Annotated in this window: 18 protein-coding genes; 14 read left to right on the top strand and 4 right to left on the bottom strand. The window is 28.5% G+C overall.

Features of this window, described 5'->3' with window-relative positions; translation table 11 throughout:
* Nucleotide 1 precedes the first annotated feature (1 nt).
* The 3 genes from K0039_RS11590 to glyA all read left to right on the top strand — a co-directional run bounded on the left by K0039_RS11590 (nt 2) and on the right by glyA (nt 3,651).
* Entirely contained in the window at nt 2–1,411 is a 1,410-nt protein-coding gene (locus K0039_RS11590; protein WP_228105231.1) for a glycoside hydrolase family 1 protein, read from the top strand.
* Nucleotides 1,412–1,449: 38 nt separating this feature from the next.
* The gene (locus K0039_RS11585; protein ID WP_228105230.1) at nt 1,450–1,932 is read left to right on the top strand and encodes a PTS sugar transporter subunit IIA; all 483 of its coding nucleotides are present in this window, start codon (nt 1,450–1,452) and stop codon (nt 1,930–1,932) included.
* A gap of 477 nt (nt 1,933–2,409) precedes the next feature.
* A complete protein-coding gene (gene glyA, locus K0039_RS11580; protein WP_228105229.1) occupies nt 2,410–3,651 on the top strand; it encodes a serine hydroxymethyltransferase in 1,242 nt (413 codons plus the stop codon).
* Between the two features lie 80 nt (nt 3,652–3,731).
* Here the strand turns inward: glyA and K0039_RS11575 are convergent, their stop codons facing one another.
* Nucleotides 3,732–4,418, bottom strand: a complete 687-nt coding sequence (locus K0039_RS11575) for a lysoplasmalogenase (RefSeq protein ID WP_228105228.1) — start codon at nt 4,416–4,418, stop codon at nt 3,732–3,734.
* Between the two features lie 66 nt (nt 4,419–4,484).
* Nucleotides 4,485–5,102 carry a GNAT family N-acetyltransferase gene (locus K0039_RS11570; RefSeq protein ID WP_228105227.1) on the bottom strand — a complete coding sequence of 206 codons (618 nt, stop codon included), beginning with the start codon at nt 5,100–5,102 and terminating at the stop codon, nt 4,485–4,487.
* A gap of 231 nt (nt 5,103–5,333) precedes the next feature.
* Between K0039_RS11570 and K0039_RS11565 the strand changes: the two genes are divergently transcribed.
* From K0039_RS11565 to K0039_RS11555, 3 genes are read left to right on the top strand one after another with little or no spacing between them, the layout of a single operon-like run.
* A complete protein-coding gene (locus K0039_RS11565) occupies nt 5,334–6,149 on the top strand; it encodes a hypothetical protein (RefSeq protein ID WP_228105226.1) in 816 nt (271 codons plus the stop codon).
* A gap of 12 nt (nt 6,150–6,161) precedes the next feature.
* Nucleotides 6,162–7,289 carry an ATP-binding protein gene (locus K0039_RS11560; RefSeq protein ID WP_228105225.1) on the top strand — a complete coding sequence of 376 codons (1,128 nt, stop codon included), beginning with the start codon at nt 6,162–6,164 and terminating at the stop codon, nt 7,287–7,289.
* Nucleotides 7,290–7,291: 2 nt separating this feature from the next.
* Nucleotides 7,292–8,695 carry a vWA domain-containing protein gene (locus K0039_RS11555; protein ID WP_228105224.1) on the top strand — a complete coding sequence of 468 codons (1,404 nt, stop codon included), beginning with the start codon at nt 7,292–7,294 and terminating at the stop codon, nt 8,693–8,695.
* Between the two features lie 64 nt (nt 8,696–8,759).
* Here the strand turns inward: K0039_RS11555 and K0039_RS11550 are convergent, their stop codons facing one another.
* Nucleotides 8,760–9,974: an MFS transporter gene (locus tag K0039_RS11550; RefSeq protein ID WP_228105223.1), complete on the bottom strand. Its 1,215-nt coding sequence runs from the start codon at nt 9,972–9,974 to the stop codon at nt 8,760–8,762.
* 140 nt (nt 9,975–10,114) lie between these two features.
* Between K0039_RS11550 and K0039_RS11545 the strand changes: the two genes are divergently transcribed.
* The 6 genes from K0039_RS11545 to K0039_RS11520 all read left to right on the top strand — a co-directional run bounded on the left by K0039_RS11545 (nt 10,115) and on the right by K0039_RS11520 (nt 13,941).
* Nucleotides 10,115–10,765, top strand: coding sequence for an ABC transporter permease (locus tag K0039_RS11545; protein ID WP_309164847.1), 651 nt, complete (start codon nt 10,115–10,117; stop codon nt 10,763–10,765).
* A 30-nt stretch (nt 10,766–10,795) separates the two neighbouring features.
* Complete coding sequence (locus tag K0039_RS11540) at nt 10,796–11,713, top strand: glycine betaine ABC transporter substrate-binding protein (RefSeq protein WP_228105222.1); 918 nt, start codon at nt 10,796–10,798, stop codon at nt 11,711–11,713.
* A 13-nt stretch (nt 11,714–11,726) separates the two neighbouring features.
* Complete coding sequence (locus K0039_RS11535) at nt 11,727–12,458, top strand: ATP-binding cassette domain-containing protein (RefSeq protein ID WP_228105221.1); 732 nt, start codon at nt 11,727–11,729, stop codon at nt 12,456–12,458.
* 166 nt (nt 12,459–12,624) lie between these two features.
* Nucleotides 12,625–12,825: a helix-turn-helix transcriptional regulator gene (locus tag K0039_RS11530; RefSeq protein ID WP_228105220.1), complete on the top strand. Its 201-nt coding sequence runs from the start codon at nt 12,625–12,627 to the stop codon at nt 12,823–12,825.
* A 29-nt stretch (nt 12,826–12,854) separates the two neighbouring features.
* Entirely contained in the window at nt 12,855–13,286 is a 432-nt protein-coding gene (locus tag K0039_RS11525) for a hypothetical protein (RefSeq protein ID WP_228105219.1), read from the top strand.
* A gap of 220 nt (nt 13,287–13,506) precedes the next feature.
* Nucleotides 13,507–13,941 (top strand): globin domain-containing protein, encoded by a 435-nt coding sequence (locus tag K0039_RS11520; protein WP_228105218.1) that lies wholly within the window; start codon nt 13,507–13,509, stop codon nt 13,939–13,941.
* A gap of 57 nt (nt 13,942–13,998) precedes the next feature.
* Here K0039_RS11520 and K0039_RS11515 read toward each other — a convergent pair whose 3' ends face one another.
* Entirely contained in the window at nt 13,999–14,394 is a 396-nt protein-coding gene (locus K0039_RS11515) for an RrF2 family transcriptional regulator (RefSeq protein WP_228105217.1), read from the bottom strand.
* Nucleotides 14,395–14,600: 206 nt separating this feature from the next.
* On the opposite strand from K0039_RS11515, the gene K0039_RS11510 reads away from it, so the two are divergent.
* The gene (locus tag K0039_RS11510; RefSeq protein ID WP_228105216.1) at nt 14,601–15,008 is read left to right on the top strand and encodes a secondary thiamine-phosphate synthase enzyme YjbQ; all 408 of its coding nucleotides are present in this window, start codon (nt 14,601–14,603) and stop codon (nt 15,006–15,008) included.
* Nucleotides 15,009–15,136: 128 nt separating this feature from the next.
* Entirely contained in the window at nt 15,137–15,688 is a 552-nt protein-coding gene (locus tag K0039_RS11505) for an NADH peroxidase (RefSeq protein ID WP_228105215.1), read from the top strand.
* The last annotated feature ends 9 nt before the right edge of the window (nt 15,689–15,697 follow it).

The following is a 15,697-nucleotide window of genomic DNA, read 5'->3' as shown; positions in this document are numbered from 1 at the left end:
TATGACAAATATATTTCCAAAGAATTTCTTATGGGGAGCTTCATCATCAGCTTTTCAAATAGAAGGTGGATGGGATGAAGATGGAAAAGGAAAAACAGTTGCTGATTTTAATTCATTTAAAAAGTCAGCAATGCAAGCCGATAGTAAAGTAGCTAGTGATTTTTATCATCATTGGAAAGAAGATATAGATTTAATGAAAGAACTAGGTTTAAAAACTTATAGATTCTCATTATCATGGGCAAGGATTATTCCAGATGGTGATGGAGAAATAAATCGAACTGGGATAGATTTTTATAATAAGGTTATAGACTATCTTATAGAATGCAACATAACTCCATTTGTAACTCTATATCACTTTGATTTACCTTATGCATTAGTAGAAAAATACAATGGGTGGGAAAGCAGAGACTGTGCTTTTGCTTTTGAAAGATATGCAAAAGTATGCTTTGAGAACTTCGGTGACAGAGTAAAGTATTGGCAACCACATAATGAGCAAAATTTAATGATGCGTGTAAAAGAACGTATGAATATATATGTGGATGATGCTTATGAAGTGGAAAAAATGAGAGCAACAATGGACTATCATATGTGCTTAGCTCATGCACTTGCAACTAATGCTTGTCATGGAATGATAGAAGATGGGAAAATAGGGCCATCAATATCAGCTACAGTAACTTACCCATACTCAAACAAACCAGAAGATGTATGGGCAGCTAAATTAAATGACAACTTTAAAACTAATTATCTATTAGATATGCATTTTAATGGAGAATATCCAGCATACTATATGAATTATTTAAGGGGATTAGGGATAGTACCTCATATGCCTGAGGAAGATAAAGAAGTTTTAAAGAATGCTAAAATGGACTTTATAGCATTTAACTACTATCGTACATTATGTGCTAGACATATTGAAGCTACTGATGAAAATCAAAGAGGTAGTCGTGGTGAAAATGAAATAGATTACGATTTATATGGATATTTCAAGATAGAAAAAAATCCTAATTTAAAAGCCACTGAATACGGAGCACAAATAGATCCAATAGGTATGAGAATAGCATTAAATGACTACTACAGAAGATATCATCTTCCACTAATAATCACAGAAAACGGTCTGGGAACAGCAGATGTTTTAACAGAAGATGAAAGAGTTCATGATGATTATAGAATTAATTACTTAAGAGACCATATAGATGCTTGTAGAAAAGGAATAGAGGACGGTGTTGAATTAATGGGGTATTGCCCATGGTCAGTAATAGACTTATTAAGTTCTCACCAGGGTTTTAAAAAGCGTTATGGATTTGTTTATATAAATAGAGAAGATCATGATTTTAAAGATTTAAGAAGAATCAAAAAGGACAGTTTCTTCTGGTATCAAAATATTATAAAATCTAACGGACAAGATTTATAATATATGCAATAAATTGAGCAATAAACAAGGAGAATTATATGTTTTCAATATTTAAAAAGAAAAAGAAACAAAAGATGGTTACCTCTTGTGTATCTGGAAGAATTGTACCTATTGAAAAAGTGAATGACGGTGTTTTTTCAGCAAAAATTCTAGGTGAAGGTATTGGAATTTATCCTAGTGAAGATGTGATAATATCTCCCTGTGATGGTGAGATTATTTCAGTAATGGAAGAGACAAAACATGCACTTGGAATAAAAATGTCTAATAATATGGAAGTATTAATACATGTGGGAATAAATACTGTATCAATGAAGGGCCAAGGCTTTGAAAATTTTGTAAAAAAAGGAGACAAAGTCAACACAGGTGATAAGCTAATAACCTTTAATAGAGAATTAATAAAAGAAAATAATCTTGATGATGTGATTATTATAGTTGTTACTAATTCAGATCAGTTTGAAAATTTAAACTTCCAAACGGATAAGGATGAGGTATCAAAAGATACTGTTATTCTAAATATATAGTAAATAAAAATAAGATAAATATAAAAAGTAGTTACTAGGTATTTGAACATAGTAACTACTTTTTAATGATTAAAGAAATTCATTATATGTAAGCTTATTTTTAAATGACTAATAAATAATCTTATTATCTAAGTGATTTCCAAATTCATAATCATATACGTTAAAAAGTTCAGACATTACATCTATTCTAATCTTATCTAAATAATTTTAATAAAGTCTATTTGTCTCATCTATGTAAAGTTCATTAAATAATAAACGCATGATACCCTACTAAAAGTTTGGAGTGTAAGTCCAAGAAATTTTCTCGACTAAATGATAACTTAATAGTATAAATCTAATCAGTTTAGAATAAAAAGTATATCAATAATATATTCAATTTATATGTTACATTATGCTAAAAAAATGCTATATTTATAGTAGGGAACTTACAGATTTATGATTTGTCAACAGTAGGTTATAAATGAAAGGATGAAGAGAATGTTTGAAAATTTAAAACAAGCTGACATGGAAGTTTATAACAGTATGAAAAGAGAACTATTTAGACAACAAAGAAATATAGAGTTGATAGCATCAGAAAACATAGTATCAATGCCAGTTATGGAAACTATGGGTAGTCATTTGACTAACAAATATGCAGAGGGATACTCCGGAAACAGATATTATGGAGGATGTGTACATATTGACGAAGTTGAGACTTTGGCAATAGAAAGAGTTAAGAAAATTTTTGGTGCAGAACATGCCAATGTACAACCTCACTCTGGGGCAAATGCAAATATAGCAGTTTACTTTGCTATATTAAAACCAGGAGATAAAGTAATGGGAATGAATTTATCTCAAGGAGGGCATTTAACTCATGGTTCTCCAGCAAATATATCTGGACAATATTTTGAGTTCCATGAATATGGAGTGACTAAAGATGGATTTATTGATTATGATAATGTGAGAAAAGTTGCTCATGAAGTGAAACCTAAGCTAATAGTGGCAGGGGCAAGTGCTTATCCTAGAGCAATTGATTTTAAAAAGTTTAGAGAAATAGCTGACGAAGTTGGAGCATTGTTAATGGTAGATATGGCTCATATTGCAGGTTTAGTAGCAGCAGGGCTTCATCAAAATCCTTGTGAAGTGGCAGATTTTGTAACAAGTACAACTCATAAAACTTTAAGAGGACCTCGTGGAGGAGTAATTCTTTGTAAAGAAAAATATGCAAAAGTTATAGATAAAGCTATATTCCCAGGAACTCAAGGAGGTCCATTAGAACACATAATTGCCTCCAAGGCTGTTTGCTTTAAAGAAGCTTTAAGTGATGAGTTCAAAGAATATCAAGGTCAAGTTGTGAAAAATTGCAAGAAATTAGCTGAAGAACTAATGAAAAGAGATTTTAAATTATTAACTGGAGGCACAGATAATCATTTAATATTACTTGATTTGACTAATAAAAAAATAACAGGAAAAGAAGCTGAAAAGAGATTAGACGAAGCTTACATTACTACAAATAAAAATTCAATTCCTTTTGATCCAAATGGAGCAAATGTAACTAGTGGAATAAGAGTAGGTACTGCAGCAGTTACAACAAGAGGAATGAAAGAAGAGGACATGGCAGTTATAGCAGAGGCTATAGACTTATGTTTAACTTATGATTTAGAAGAGAAGGCTAGAAATCTAGTTATTGGGCTTACAGAAAAATATCCTTTATATGAGGAATATAATTTGATGGACTAATAATATTTAGAGTAATATTGCAAGTTACAATATGGAAGGGGCATATCAAGAAGGATATGTCCCTTATTATGTTCAAAATATTAAAAGAACAACAAAGTTGAAGCAATGAGAAATTGACCAGTATAATAAGTAATTAAGTTTACTGCAGACAAAAACTTTTTATGGTGTTTATCAAATAATATAAAAGATAAGACTATATCTGAGAATATGAATAATAAGGCACCAACTAAAAGTAAACATGTTCCCATGTCAAATTTTAATAAAAATACTAATTTTATAGATTCAAAGGTCATCAAGCAAATGATAAAAGAGTAAATACTTGCCGGTAGTAGCATATCTTTAAAATCTATATTTTTATTGGATTTTAATATTGAAATAGCAACAAAGGCTGAAACCGCAGCTACTAGTAAGTCAATAATATTAAAGAAACCTAAATGAACAAAAGCCAAAATATACATTACATGAGTTAGTGAAAAGCTAATAACTCCATAGAGGAAGTATTTATTTAAAGAACCATCCTTATGATTTATTTTAAGTGCAAGGAACATATCTCCAAATAAAGAAAAAATCAGGCCGATTATTATTAATAAAAAATAATAATTATCTCCTGGTGATTTCATATGACATATTATCCCTGTTGAGATAAATAAAATACTAGTAATAGTTTTAAAAATAAATGCGTAATTCTTCTTTGGTTTATATGCGAAGTAAATTAGTGTAAATAATGATATGAAAAATAATATTAAATTTATATAATAAGTTAACATGATACTTATTCCCCCTTTAATATTATTATAATATGATTTGCTATGATAAATACTTTTTTAATTGTATTAATAAAATCCTTTTACTAATTTAGGCAAATATTCTTTCTTCAATTGCAAATAATCTGATTTTGTTAGTTCAAATCTATGAGATACTTGGAGGTTTCTTTTAGGTTTGTATGTCTTAACATATTTAAATCCTAAGTTATCTAGGGAGTTTGGTGTATATTTATTTTCTGAATATGTTAATGCTACCAATTTATCTAAATCTAAAAGTTCAAAGCCAGTAATAAGAGTTATTACTGTCAATTCTGTAGAATAATCATTACCCCAATATTTAGGGTTTATACAAATGCCTACTTCACCTTCTTTTGATTTAGTTCTTATATTGTTAATTCCTATGTTTCCAATTACTTTTTTATCATTTTTATGATAAATAACATAATTACCTACTTTACCCTGTTTGTAATTATTAATAAAAAATACCTGAACGAATTTTTTAGTATCATTAATAGTTTTATGTGAATTAAAAGGTAGATATTGTACTACTTTTTCTTGGCTAAGATATTCATAAATATCAGGTACGTCCTGTAATGTTGCTGGTCTAAGTATAAATCTAGGTGTTTCAATAATTTTCATCTGTGGGTACTGAGAATCTGAAACTTTATAACCAAATATATTATTCATAATTTTAACCTCTTGATTTTAGATTTAATATAGATTATGAATTATGGTATAAATATGTTAAATTTACAAAGTTTATAATTATAAAAAATTAAAATTTTGAAATTAGTTACTTTTTCTATTTATTTCCATAATTATACTGTTTAAATTGACACAAAAAGTATATAAATTATAATAAAAAGTAATTATAATTTTAAATAACTAAAAAAATAATAATAGATAGGGAGGTAGCATATGGAAGAATCAAGACTTATTGAAATGATAAAGATAAATCCTTCTATTATAACGACTATAAATGATCCAACAGATGAAATGAAATTATTAGCCTTAGGAAGAAACGGCCTTTTATTAAAAAGTATAAAAAATCCAACAGACGAGATGAAAGAACTTGCTCTAGAAAATAATGTAAGGTCAATTCAATATATAGATGATCCAAGTGAGAAAATGATGATAAAGGCTGTAAATGAAGGATGGAGTATTTTAGATTATATAAAGAATCCAACAGATAAAGTAATAAGATTAGCTATAGATAAGTCAGGATGGGCAATCCAGTATATAAAAAATCCAAGTGAAGAATTACAACTATTTGCAGTAAGAAAAAATTATGATTCAATAAAATATATACAAAATCCAAGTGAAGAAGTGCAAGAAGAATCTGTAAAAATTAGTTATGATGCACTAAGACATATTAAATCACCAAGCTTTAATACTCAGTTATTAGCTGTGAAAAGTAATGAGTCATCAGTAAGACTTATACATGATATGAATAAAGATAAAGCTATTGAATTTTTAAAAATAAATATTTTAGTGATTAAACATATACCAAGGGATATACAAAAAAAAATAAACTTAGAAGAGTTACAAGAAATACTAAAAGAAGTATTAAGTAATGAAAATGTAGAAGAAAAATATGTGAGAGATTTATTAAACTGTACAGCTATAGACAGAAGTAGTGAGACTTTTGCAATGGACAAGATTTTGTTTATTTATAAATATGGAAGTAAGAAAGCAAAAAAAATAGCTGTAGATGAAAAGCTAAAGATAATGTAGGAGAGAGAGACTATGAATTTTATAGATACATTAAAAAGTGTTGAGTTAGTATTATCTACTGAAGAAGTTCCTTTAGTAGTAGGTGAAAGTGGAATAGGAAAAACAGCTTTAGCTAAAAAGCTTGCAAAGGATAACAACTGGACTTTAGTTACTATTGATGGAAACCTTCTTAAAGAAGGTGAAATAGGTGGACTTCCAACAGTTGAGTCTTATGAAAGCAAAGATGATAATGGAAGTAGAATTGAAAAGAAAACTACTATTTATGCTGTTCACAATAAATTAAGGGAAATTGATGAAGATATAAATAAGGGAAAAAGTGTACTTTTATTTATAGATGAAATAAACCGTTGTGAACATACAGTTCAGCAAGAACTTATGAATTTAATTTTAAATAGAGAAATAAACGGATATAAATTACCTAAAAATGTGAAGATACTAGCAGCGATGAACCCATCAAGTAAATATGGCTCAGATTTTGATTATCAAGTTGTAGATATGGATGCTGCACAAGAAAATAGATTTGTTTGGTTAAATATGGAGTCTGATTATAATGGATGGATAAAATGGGCTATAGGTGCAGGGTTAGAGACTAAGGTTATAGAATTTATTTCCACATTCCCGGAGTATTTACACAAAATAAACGATGAGGACGTTAGAGCAACTCCAAGAAGTTATGAGAGAGTATCTAAAACTTATAAAATGTACAAAGAACAGCAAGATACTATACCAAGATCAGTATTTGTAAATGTTATAAAAGGTAATGTGGGAAAAGTTATTGCAGAAGAGTTTGTAAGTTTTGTGGAGTCTAATTACAGTCCATTAATATCTTTCGACGATGTTTTTTATAAAGAAAATTTAGATGGAAATTTAATAGAAAGAATAAAAAATGAAAGTCATACAAGACTTTATATAAGTGCTATGAACATATTAAAAACACTGGAAAATAGAATAAGAGAAGATGAAAATAATACATTCCTTGTAAATAGATTTGTTGAATTTTTAGGACAATATCCAATAGATTTAATGGTGGGGATTATGAAGGATATGAAAATTAGTTATAACGAGGTATACAAAAAAGCTATAGAAAATGAAAATTTTGTGGACGTGTATTTTCAAGCGTATAATTCAATAAGGAGCTAATTATGGAAACTTATTTTGAAAAAGAAAGAAAATACCTTTATGAAAAAGCTATGGAAGTAGTTAATGCAGGCGAAATGTTGAAAGCCTATCGTAAAGGTGAAAAATATGAAGTAACAATGGAAGAAGAATATAATAGGGAATTTTTTGATCTTGTTGAAAAGGTAAATTTAAGTTTAATGGAAGATAAAGATAATTTTTATGGTTACTTTTTATTCCAAATGGAAAAAGTCATAAGATTTGATATGACAAGTGCAACTTCCGTTAGTTTTAAAGGTGCAAAATATGTGATTTACTTTAATCCGATTATTTTCTTGGAACTTAACATAAAGCAAATGGAGACTACTATAAAGCATGAAATTCTTCATATAGTATCTCAACACTTAGTTAGAGGGAAGGATTTAAAAGATAAATACACTACTTTAGCAATTAATATGGCAATGGATGTAGTTGTAAATCAATATTTGAATTACTTGCCACCCTATGCAATTACATTAGAGTATATAAATGTGAAATACGACTTAAAACTAGAGCCTTATAAAACTTTTGAGTATTATTTGGAAAAAATTCAAACGGAACTAGAGTTACAAGAAGAAGATGATGAAGGTGAAGAAATAGATAGTAATGAAAATGTGGCTGTAGAGTTTGATATAGAAAAAACCCACGATTCTTGGGATGAGTCTGATGAAATAGATGAAAAAACTTTAAAAGAATTCACAGAAAAAATAGCTGATAATTCACAAAAAGGAAGTATTCCCAATTACTTAGAAGGAATGATAAAATCTTTAAAAAGTATCAAAGGAGAACTTCCTTGGAATTTGTACGTAAAAAAACTAATGGGAACCGTGGAAGCTAATAAAAAGAAGACTATAACAAGAAGAAACAGAAGACAACCTAATAGACTAGACCTTAGAGGAGAGCTTAGAGGTCATAAGGCAGAAATTGCTGTAGCCATTGATATCAGTGGAAGTATAAGTGATGAAGAATTCAAACAGGCAATTAAAGAAGTTCTTAGCATTGTTAAAAATTACAATCAAGAAATTACCATAATAGAATGCGACAAGGAAATTAGAAGAACATACAAAGTAAAATCAGTGAAAGATGTGAAAGACAGAATTGCCACAGGTGGAGGAACAGAATTTTCACCAGTTTTTCAATATGCAAATAATAAAAAGTTAAACTTATTAGTATACTTTACTGATGGAAAAGGCGAAGAAAGACTTAAAGTAGTACCAAGAGGGTATAATATTTTATGGGTTATATCTGGAAGAGGAGATAAGCTTTCTGTACTTAAACCTTATGGAGCTGTAAAAAAATTAAGTAAAGTGGAAGTAAAAGAAGAAATTATAGATATGAGTGATACTAGAATTGATGGATACTCTATGAATAATCAACAACCAATGTTATAAGTAATAAGTAGGATATTTTAAAATACTGAATAGTTTTAAAACATCCTATTTTTTATTGTAGTTTTTAAATATTTGCCTTTTTATGAAAGATAAAATAAATTAGAGAAATTAGAAGTGATGCTCCTAGTAAACTTAAAAATAGAAAAGAATGATTTATATTATAAATGTAAGCAGATACTAAAGGTCCAACAGCGTACCCAAAAGATTCGCATCCTCCGACAAAGCCAGAAACAATTCCTTTTATTTTAGGAGAATTGCCAAATTCACTTAGAGAACTTTGAAGTGCTGCATTTAAAAAAGTAGCGCCTAAAAAATATAAAATAATTACTACAGTAAAAGTAGGTACATTTCTAATAAAACTAAGACATAATAAAGTTATATCCATAACAAAGAATGATAAGATAAGTTGTTTATTATTACCTATTTTATCTGCAATAAAACCAGCTATTGGTGCACCAATACCAAAAACCATTAAATAGATTGAAATAATAGCAGAAGAGTAAGCTGTGGAGGTATTAAGTATACTCTTTGCATAAAAATGAATTAATGCTACAACACATCCATAAATATAGTCACCTAAAAAAGCTATGCTACCAAGGACTAAAATTTTATGGAATAATTTATATTTTTTGATTTCATAAAGCATGTCTTTAAATTTCACCTTATTTGTAGCATTTTTATTTTTATTCTTAAAACATCTTTGATTATCACCTTTAATTTTAAAAATTATATAAAGCACAGTTAAAAATATTCCAATAGATGATAAGTAAAAGGCTAAATTATAATTATTCAATTTAGTAACGATTAAACCACCAATGGCACTACCAATACCTCCTCCCAATGTAAAAACAGCAGCTGCTAGGCCTGTACACTCACCTCTTTTTTTCTCATCAAGAGAGCGTGATAATATGGAATAAGTAGCAGGCGCAGCCATGCCAAGTATACCACCTTGAATTATATAAAGGTAGCTTGCAGCTTGTCCAGTTTTGAAGAGAGTATAAGAAAAAGGGATTACAGCCATTAAAAGAATAGCTAACACTAAGGTAAGTTTATCTCCAAATTTATCAGAAATTATACCAAAAGGCATTTGAATTAATGTTTTTGCTACCCCATAAAAAGACAGAATAGTTCCTACCATAACAGTAGCAATTCCAAATGAGTTTAAGTAAAGTGGGATAATAGGAATCATAACAGAGTAAAATATCCCAAATAATAATCTATATGTACAAAAAACTCTCAATTCTTTCTTAGTAAAAAGAACACTTTTATCGAATATCATAAGTTTCTCCTATAAAAAATAATAAGTATAAACTACCATTACACATAGTTTTTCAACTAAATATCAAGTCTATTCATCATATCTATATGAAAAAACTCATAGGATTATGTATGAGAAGATGTTAAATACAAAGGTTGGTGGTGATAAAGATATTAAAAGAAGTGTTTCAATTATATATAGATAGAAGTGATTTTTTTTTAGAAATTCTTTTACAACATATGGCGATTTGTGGAATAGCTATTGTGATAGCCTCAATTATAGGAATTTTACTTGGAATAATTATTAGTGAATTCAAAAAAACTACCTCTCCAGTTCTTTCTTTAGTAAATTTTATTTATACTATCCCATCTATAGCCTTATTAGGATTTTTTATACCAATATCAGGTATAGGAGATAAAACCGCTATTATAGCTTTAGCAATATATGCCTTACTTCCTATGGTTAGAAGCACATATACAGGGATTGAGACTATAGATCCTGCTGTAATAGAATCAGCAAAAGGGATGGGAAGTACAGATTATCAAATTTTATATAAGATAAAACTTCCTCTAGCAACAACAGTTATATTGTCTGGTCTTAGAAATATGGTTGTTATGACAATTGCTCTGGGAGGGATTGCATCATTTATTGGTGCAGGAGGACTAGGAGTAGCCATATATAGAGGGATTACAACCAATAATGCAGCCTTAACTGTGGCAGGGAGCTTATTAATTGCAGTATTAGCACTAGTAGTTGATTTAATTATTGGAACAATAGAAAAATTCATTAAAAGAAAATGGAAATTAAATTAATGAGAGATAAATTTAAGTTGGGAGGGTAAGATGAAAATTAAGAAATATTTCAAAAAAATTTATATGGTCTTAATGATTTTGGTCATAAGTATTACTACAGGTATATCATGCTCTAAAAAAGAAAAATCTGAAGGAACTATAAAAATAGCAACCAAGCCAATGACAGAGCAGTTTATTTTAAGTGAGATGATAGGTTTATTAATAGAAGAAAATACAGATTTGAAAGTTGAAATTACTAAAGGTATTGGTGGAGGAACAAGTAATATTCAGCCAGCTATGGAAAAGGGAGAATTTGATTTGTATCCAGAATACACTGGAACAGGATGGAGTTTTGTACTTAAAGAAAAAGAAATTCCAGATGATGAAGTTTTGCTTAAAGAGTTGCAAAAAAAATACAAAGAAAAATACAATTTTAAGTGGGTTGGCTTATATGGATTTAATAATACTTTTGGATTGGTAATAAGAAAAGATTTAGCGGAAAAATATGATATTAAAACTTACTCCGATTTAGCTAAATATGCTCCAAAACTTACCTTTGGAGCGGAATATGATTTTTATGAAAGAGACGATGGATATGATGCTTTGTGTGAAACTTACGGATTAAGATTTAAAGATACCAAAGACATAGATATAGGATTAAAATATGATGCAATAAATTCAAAAGAAATAGATGTAATGAATATGTTCACAACAGACGGTCAACTATCAGTTTCAGATGTGGTAGTTTTAGACGATGATAAACACTTTTACAATACTTATTATTGCTCTACTGTTGTAAGAGAAGAAACTCTAGAAAAATATCATGGATTAGAAAAAGTGTTAATTAAAATGGATAATATTATTGATGAGAGTGAAATGGCTAAATTAAATTATGAAGTAGAGGGCAAAAATAGAGACGAAAAAGAAGTAGCCAAGGAGTTCTTACAAGAAAAAGGACTTATAGAATAGGCGGTGAAGTCGCATGGAAGATAATATTATAAAATTTGAAAATGTAAGTAAAAGATATAAAGATAAGGTTGTATTAGAAAACTTTAATTTAGATATAAAAAAAGGAGAATTTTTAACAATAATAGGTAGCTCAGGGTGTGGAAAAACTACAGTCCTTAAATTAATAAATGGCCTTATATATGCTGAAAAAGGAAATATAATTGTCAATGGTGATGACATTTTGCAGACCAATCAGATTCAGCTAAGAAGAAATATTGGATATGTAATTCAAGATATAGGGCTTTTTCCTCATATGAATGTAGAAAAAAATATATCATATGTATTGAATTTATCAAAAATAAAAAACAAGAAATTAATCAAAGAGAAGGTAAATGCAATAATAAAACTAGTTGGTATGGATTATGATATATTAAAACGATACCCAAGTGAATTATCAGGAGGTCAAAAACAAAGAGTAGGCATAGCCAGAGCGCTAGTTTCAAGTCCCCGAATTTTGTTAATGGATGAACCTTTTTGTTCAGTAGATGAGATTACTAGAAGAATATTACAAGAGGCAATAATTGATATTTATAAAAATTTAGGTGTTACAATAATTTTTATTACTCATGACATAAAAGAAGCCTTAAAATTGGGAACGAAAGTAGCAGTAATGAATGAAGGCAAAATAATTCAATATTCATCTCCTTGTCATATCAAAGAAAAGCCACAAAACGATTTTGTGAAAGATTTGGTAAGGGGTTATTAATTTGTATAATAATTAAAGTGTAGTTACTAAGTTTATGAGCTTGGTAGCTACATTTTTATAGGTGAAATTATAAAAATGTAAAGTGTACTTGACATAAAATTATAATCTGATACTATTTAAATATGTAAAGCATACTTAACATAGACTAATAAGGAGTGCACTATTTATGAACAATAGATTAGAAGAAATTAGAAAACAAAGAGAAATAACACAAGAGGAGCTAGCTACAGCACTGGAGGTTTCAAGACAAACTATTAGTTCTTTGGAAAAGGGAAGATATAATCCTTCTATTATTCTTGCTTTTAAAATTGCACGATATTTTAATATGCAAATTGAAGAGATATTTATTTATGAAGAGAAAAAATAATTTTTATATTTAGTAAGGAGGTATAGATAATGAAAAAGAGTTTGGTTGATTATAGTTTTACTATATTAGGTATACTGTTACTTGGGTCAGGATTATTTCTTATAAAATCCATATCAAATCCACAAGGTATTATGCAAACTCTACCATATATTTGTGTGGGGTTAGGATGTGGGATTTTTGGTCATGGCATGGGTAATATATTAGGTGAAAGGGCTATGAAAAATAATCCTGATATAAAAAAACAATTGGAAATAGAACAAAATGATGAAAGAAACATTTCAATTGGCAATGCTGCAAAAGCCAAGGCATATGAAATGATGATTTATGTATTTGGAGCATTAATCGTTTCTTTTGGTCTTATGGGAGTAGATATGGTGGTTCTGATATTACTAGTATTTGCCTATTTATTTGTAGTATTTTATGGGATATATTACAGATCCAAATATAATAAAGAAATGTAAGTAATAAACAATAGAAAATATATAGTAGTATTTTACAATATAAATAATATAATGAAGAAAAATTAAACCATGTAAAGTAAACAATTGCAACTGTTTATTTATACATGGGTATTTTTTCGTTTAATTTTCATAAAAAATGTTTAAAGATGAAAAAAGAAGGTATTAGTATATTGTAAAAAATGTGCATATTAAATACACATTAAAAATGGAGGATAAAAATATGTTAAGTCAAAAAACAATAGATATAGTAAAGAGTACGGTACCAACATTAAAAGAGAATGGAGTAGAGATAACAAAAACTTTCTACAAAACAATGTTTGAAAACAATCCAGAAGTAAAAGAAATGTTTAACATGGATAAGCAAGAATCAGGAGAACAGCCAAAAGCTTTAGCTATGACAGTCTTAGCAGCTGCTCAAAATATTGATAATCTAGAAGTACTATTACCAGCAGTAAAGAAAATAGGGCAAGTACATGTTAATACAAATGTAAAACCAGAGCACTACCCAATAGTAGGTAAAAACTTATTAATAGCAATAAAGGAAGTTTTAGGAGATACTGCAACGGATGAGGTTCTAAATGCATGGGGTGAAGCTTATCATGTTATAGCAAAAGTATTTATTGATGCAGAAAAAGATATGTATGCAGAAAAATAAATTTTAATCATAAATTAGCCAGATAAAGGATGGATAGCCAATAGGTAATCCATCCTTTTAAAGTATGTCTTCTAAAGTATATTCACTTAAAGTAAGTTTAAATGAATTCAAAGCATCATTTATAATAGGTTTTAGTTTACAAGAATTATTTATAGAGCAAGTATTATTCTCAAGAGAAAAACATTCAAGAATATTTAAGTTATCTTCAGTTATTTCAAGAAGCTTGCCCAAATTTATATCCTTAGGCTCCATACCCAATTTTATACCACCATTTCTTCCTTTTGATGATGATATATAATTATTTTTGGATAATTTATATACTATTTTTTTTATATGATGAGTTGATAAACCTAAAATGGATGATAATTCATCAACAGTAGAAAGATTATCTGGATGATTACCTAAATACATTAGTATTCGAAAGCTATAGTCTGTAAATTTTGATAAATACATTATAATCTCCTTTGATAAGATAGTTTATATATGTATTATTATATAAATTCCTAAGTATTAAACACAAGATAAATAATAAATTTTCAGATTTAAAGTTTAAATTAATTGAAAAAGTATTTATTGTTAAAAGAATGATATACTTTTTGTTTAAAACAAAAAGTCATTATTAACTAATATATAAATATGCGATTGAAGGAGGAAATAATTTGAGCAATTTATTTGAACATTCATTACAAATTGAAAAAACTCAAAATATGGTAGATATAACACATATCATAAAAGAAGATATTAAAAGAAGTAAAATAGAAGAAGGTGTAGCTATAGTATTTTGCCCACACACAACAGCAGGAATAACAATAAATGAAAATGCAGACCCAGATGTGGTAAGAGATTTAATTTACGGATTTGAAAAAGTATATCCAACTCAAGATAATAATTACAAACACTTTGAAGGAAATTCTCATGCCCATATGAAATCATCAACTATGGGAGCATCACAAACACTTATTATACATAAGGGAGATATTATATTAGGATGTTGGCAAGATGTTTATTTTTGTGAATTTGATGGCCCACGAAATAGAAAATTTTATGTTAAAATTATAGAAGGTTAAAAATAATAAAAAAATTTAAAAAAACTGTTTAAGGTTAAAAATACGTGGTATTAATATAGCATAATAAAAAATTAAAATTAAACAGTATATAATATTTAGTTTATATAAAAATTAGGGAGGAATATAAGATGAAAAAATTTGTTTGTACAGTATGTGGTTATATATATGAAGGAGAAGCTGCTCCAGAAGTATGTCCAGTGTGTAAAGTAGGAGCTGAAAAGTTCGAAGAAATGAAAGGTGAAATGAATTGGGCTGATGAGCATAGAATAGGTGTAGCTCAAGGAGTTGACGAAGAAATAGTTGAAGGATTAAGAGCTAACTTCGTTGGAGAATGTACAGAAGTAGGAATGTACTTAGCTATGTCAAGACAAGCTGATAGAGAAGGACATCCAGAAGTTGCAGAAGCTTACAAAAGAATAGCTTTTGAAGAAGCAGAACATGCTTCTAAATTCGCTGAATTATTAGGTGAAGTAGTTGTTGCTGATACTAAGAAAAACTTAGAAGCTAGAGTTGAAGCTGAATATGGAGCTACTGAAGGAAAGTTAAAAATAGCTAAGAGAGCTAAAGAATTAGGACTAGATGCTATACATGATACAGTTCATGAAATGTGTAAAGATGAAGCTAGACATGGTAAAGCATTCTTAGGATTATTAGAAAGATACTTTGGGAAACAAGCTTAATTAACATAA

The organism is Terrisporobacter mayombei (assembly GCF_020748465.1).
In the GTDB taxonomy this organism is placed as follows: Bacteria; Bacillota; Clostridia; order Peptostreptococcales; family Peptostreptococcaceae; genus Terrisporobacter; species Terrisporobacter mayombei.
This window is presented reverse-complemented; position numbering and strand designations above follow the sequence as displayed.

Coding starts and splice junctions, on each gene's coding strand:
- K0039_RS11530 (WP_228105220.1), top strand. CDS start 12,625: ATGAACAATAGATTAGAAGAAATTAGAAAACAAAGAGAAATAACACAA.
- K0039_RS11585 (WP_228105230.1), top strand. CDS start 1,450: ATGTTTTCAATATTTAAAAAGAAAAAGAAACAAAAGATGGTTACCTCT.
- K0039_RS11560 (WP_228105225.1), top strand. CDS start 6,162: ATGAATTTTATAGATACATTAAAAAGTGTTGAGTTAGTATTATCTACT.
- K0039_RS11570 (WP_228105227.1), bottom strand. CDS start 5,102: ATGAATAATATATTTGGTTATAAAGTTTCAGATTCTCAGTACCCACAG.
- K0039_RS11505 (WP_228105215.1), top strand. CDS start 15,137: ATGAAAAAATTTGTTTGTACAGTATGTGGTTATATATATGAAGGAGAA.
- K0039_RS11525 (WP_228105219.1), top strand. CDS start 12,855: ATGAAAAAGAGTTTGGTTGATTATAGTTTTACTATATTAGGTATACTG.
- K0039_RS11555 (WP_228105224.1), top strand. CDS start 7,292: ATGGAAACTTATTTTGAAAAAGAAAGAAAATACCTTTATGAAAAAGCT.
- K0039_RS11550 (WP_228105223.1), bottom strand. CDS start 9,974: ATGATATTCGATAAAAGTGTTCTTTTTACTAAGAAAGAATTGAGAGTT.
- K0039_RS11590 (WP_228105231.1), top strand. CDS start 2: ATGACAAATATATTTCCAAAGAATTTCTTATGGGGAGCTTCATCATCA.
- K0039_RS11515 (WP_228105217.1), bottom strand. CDS start 14,394: ATGTATTTATCAAAATTTACAGACTATAGCTTTCGAATACTAATGTAT.
- K0039_RS11535 (WP_228105221.1), top strand. CDS start 11,727: ATGGAAGATAATATTATAAAATTTGAAAATGTAAGTAAAAGATATAAA.
- K0039_RS11540 (WP_228105222.1), top strand. CDS start 10,796: ATGAAAATTAAGAAATATTTCAAAAAAATTTATATGGTCTTAATGATT.
- K0039_RS11575 (WP_228105228.1), bottom strand. CDS start 4,418: ATGTTAACTTATTATATAAATTTAATATTATTTTTCATATCATTATTT.
- glyA (WP_228105229.1), top strand. CDS start 2,410: ATGTTTGAAAATTTAAAACAAGCTGACATGGAAGTTTATAACAGTATG.
- K0039_RS11520 (WP_228105218.1), top strand. CDS start 13,507: ATGTTAAGTCAAAAAACAATAGATATAGTAAAGAGTACGGTACCAACA.
- K0039_RS11565 (WP_228105226.1), top strand. CDS start 5,334: ATGGAAGAATCAAGACTTATTGAAATGATAAAGATAAATCCTTCTATT.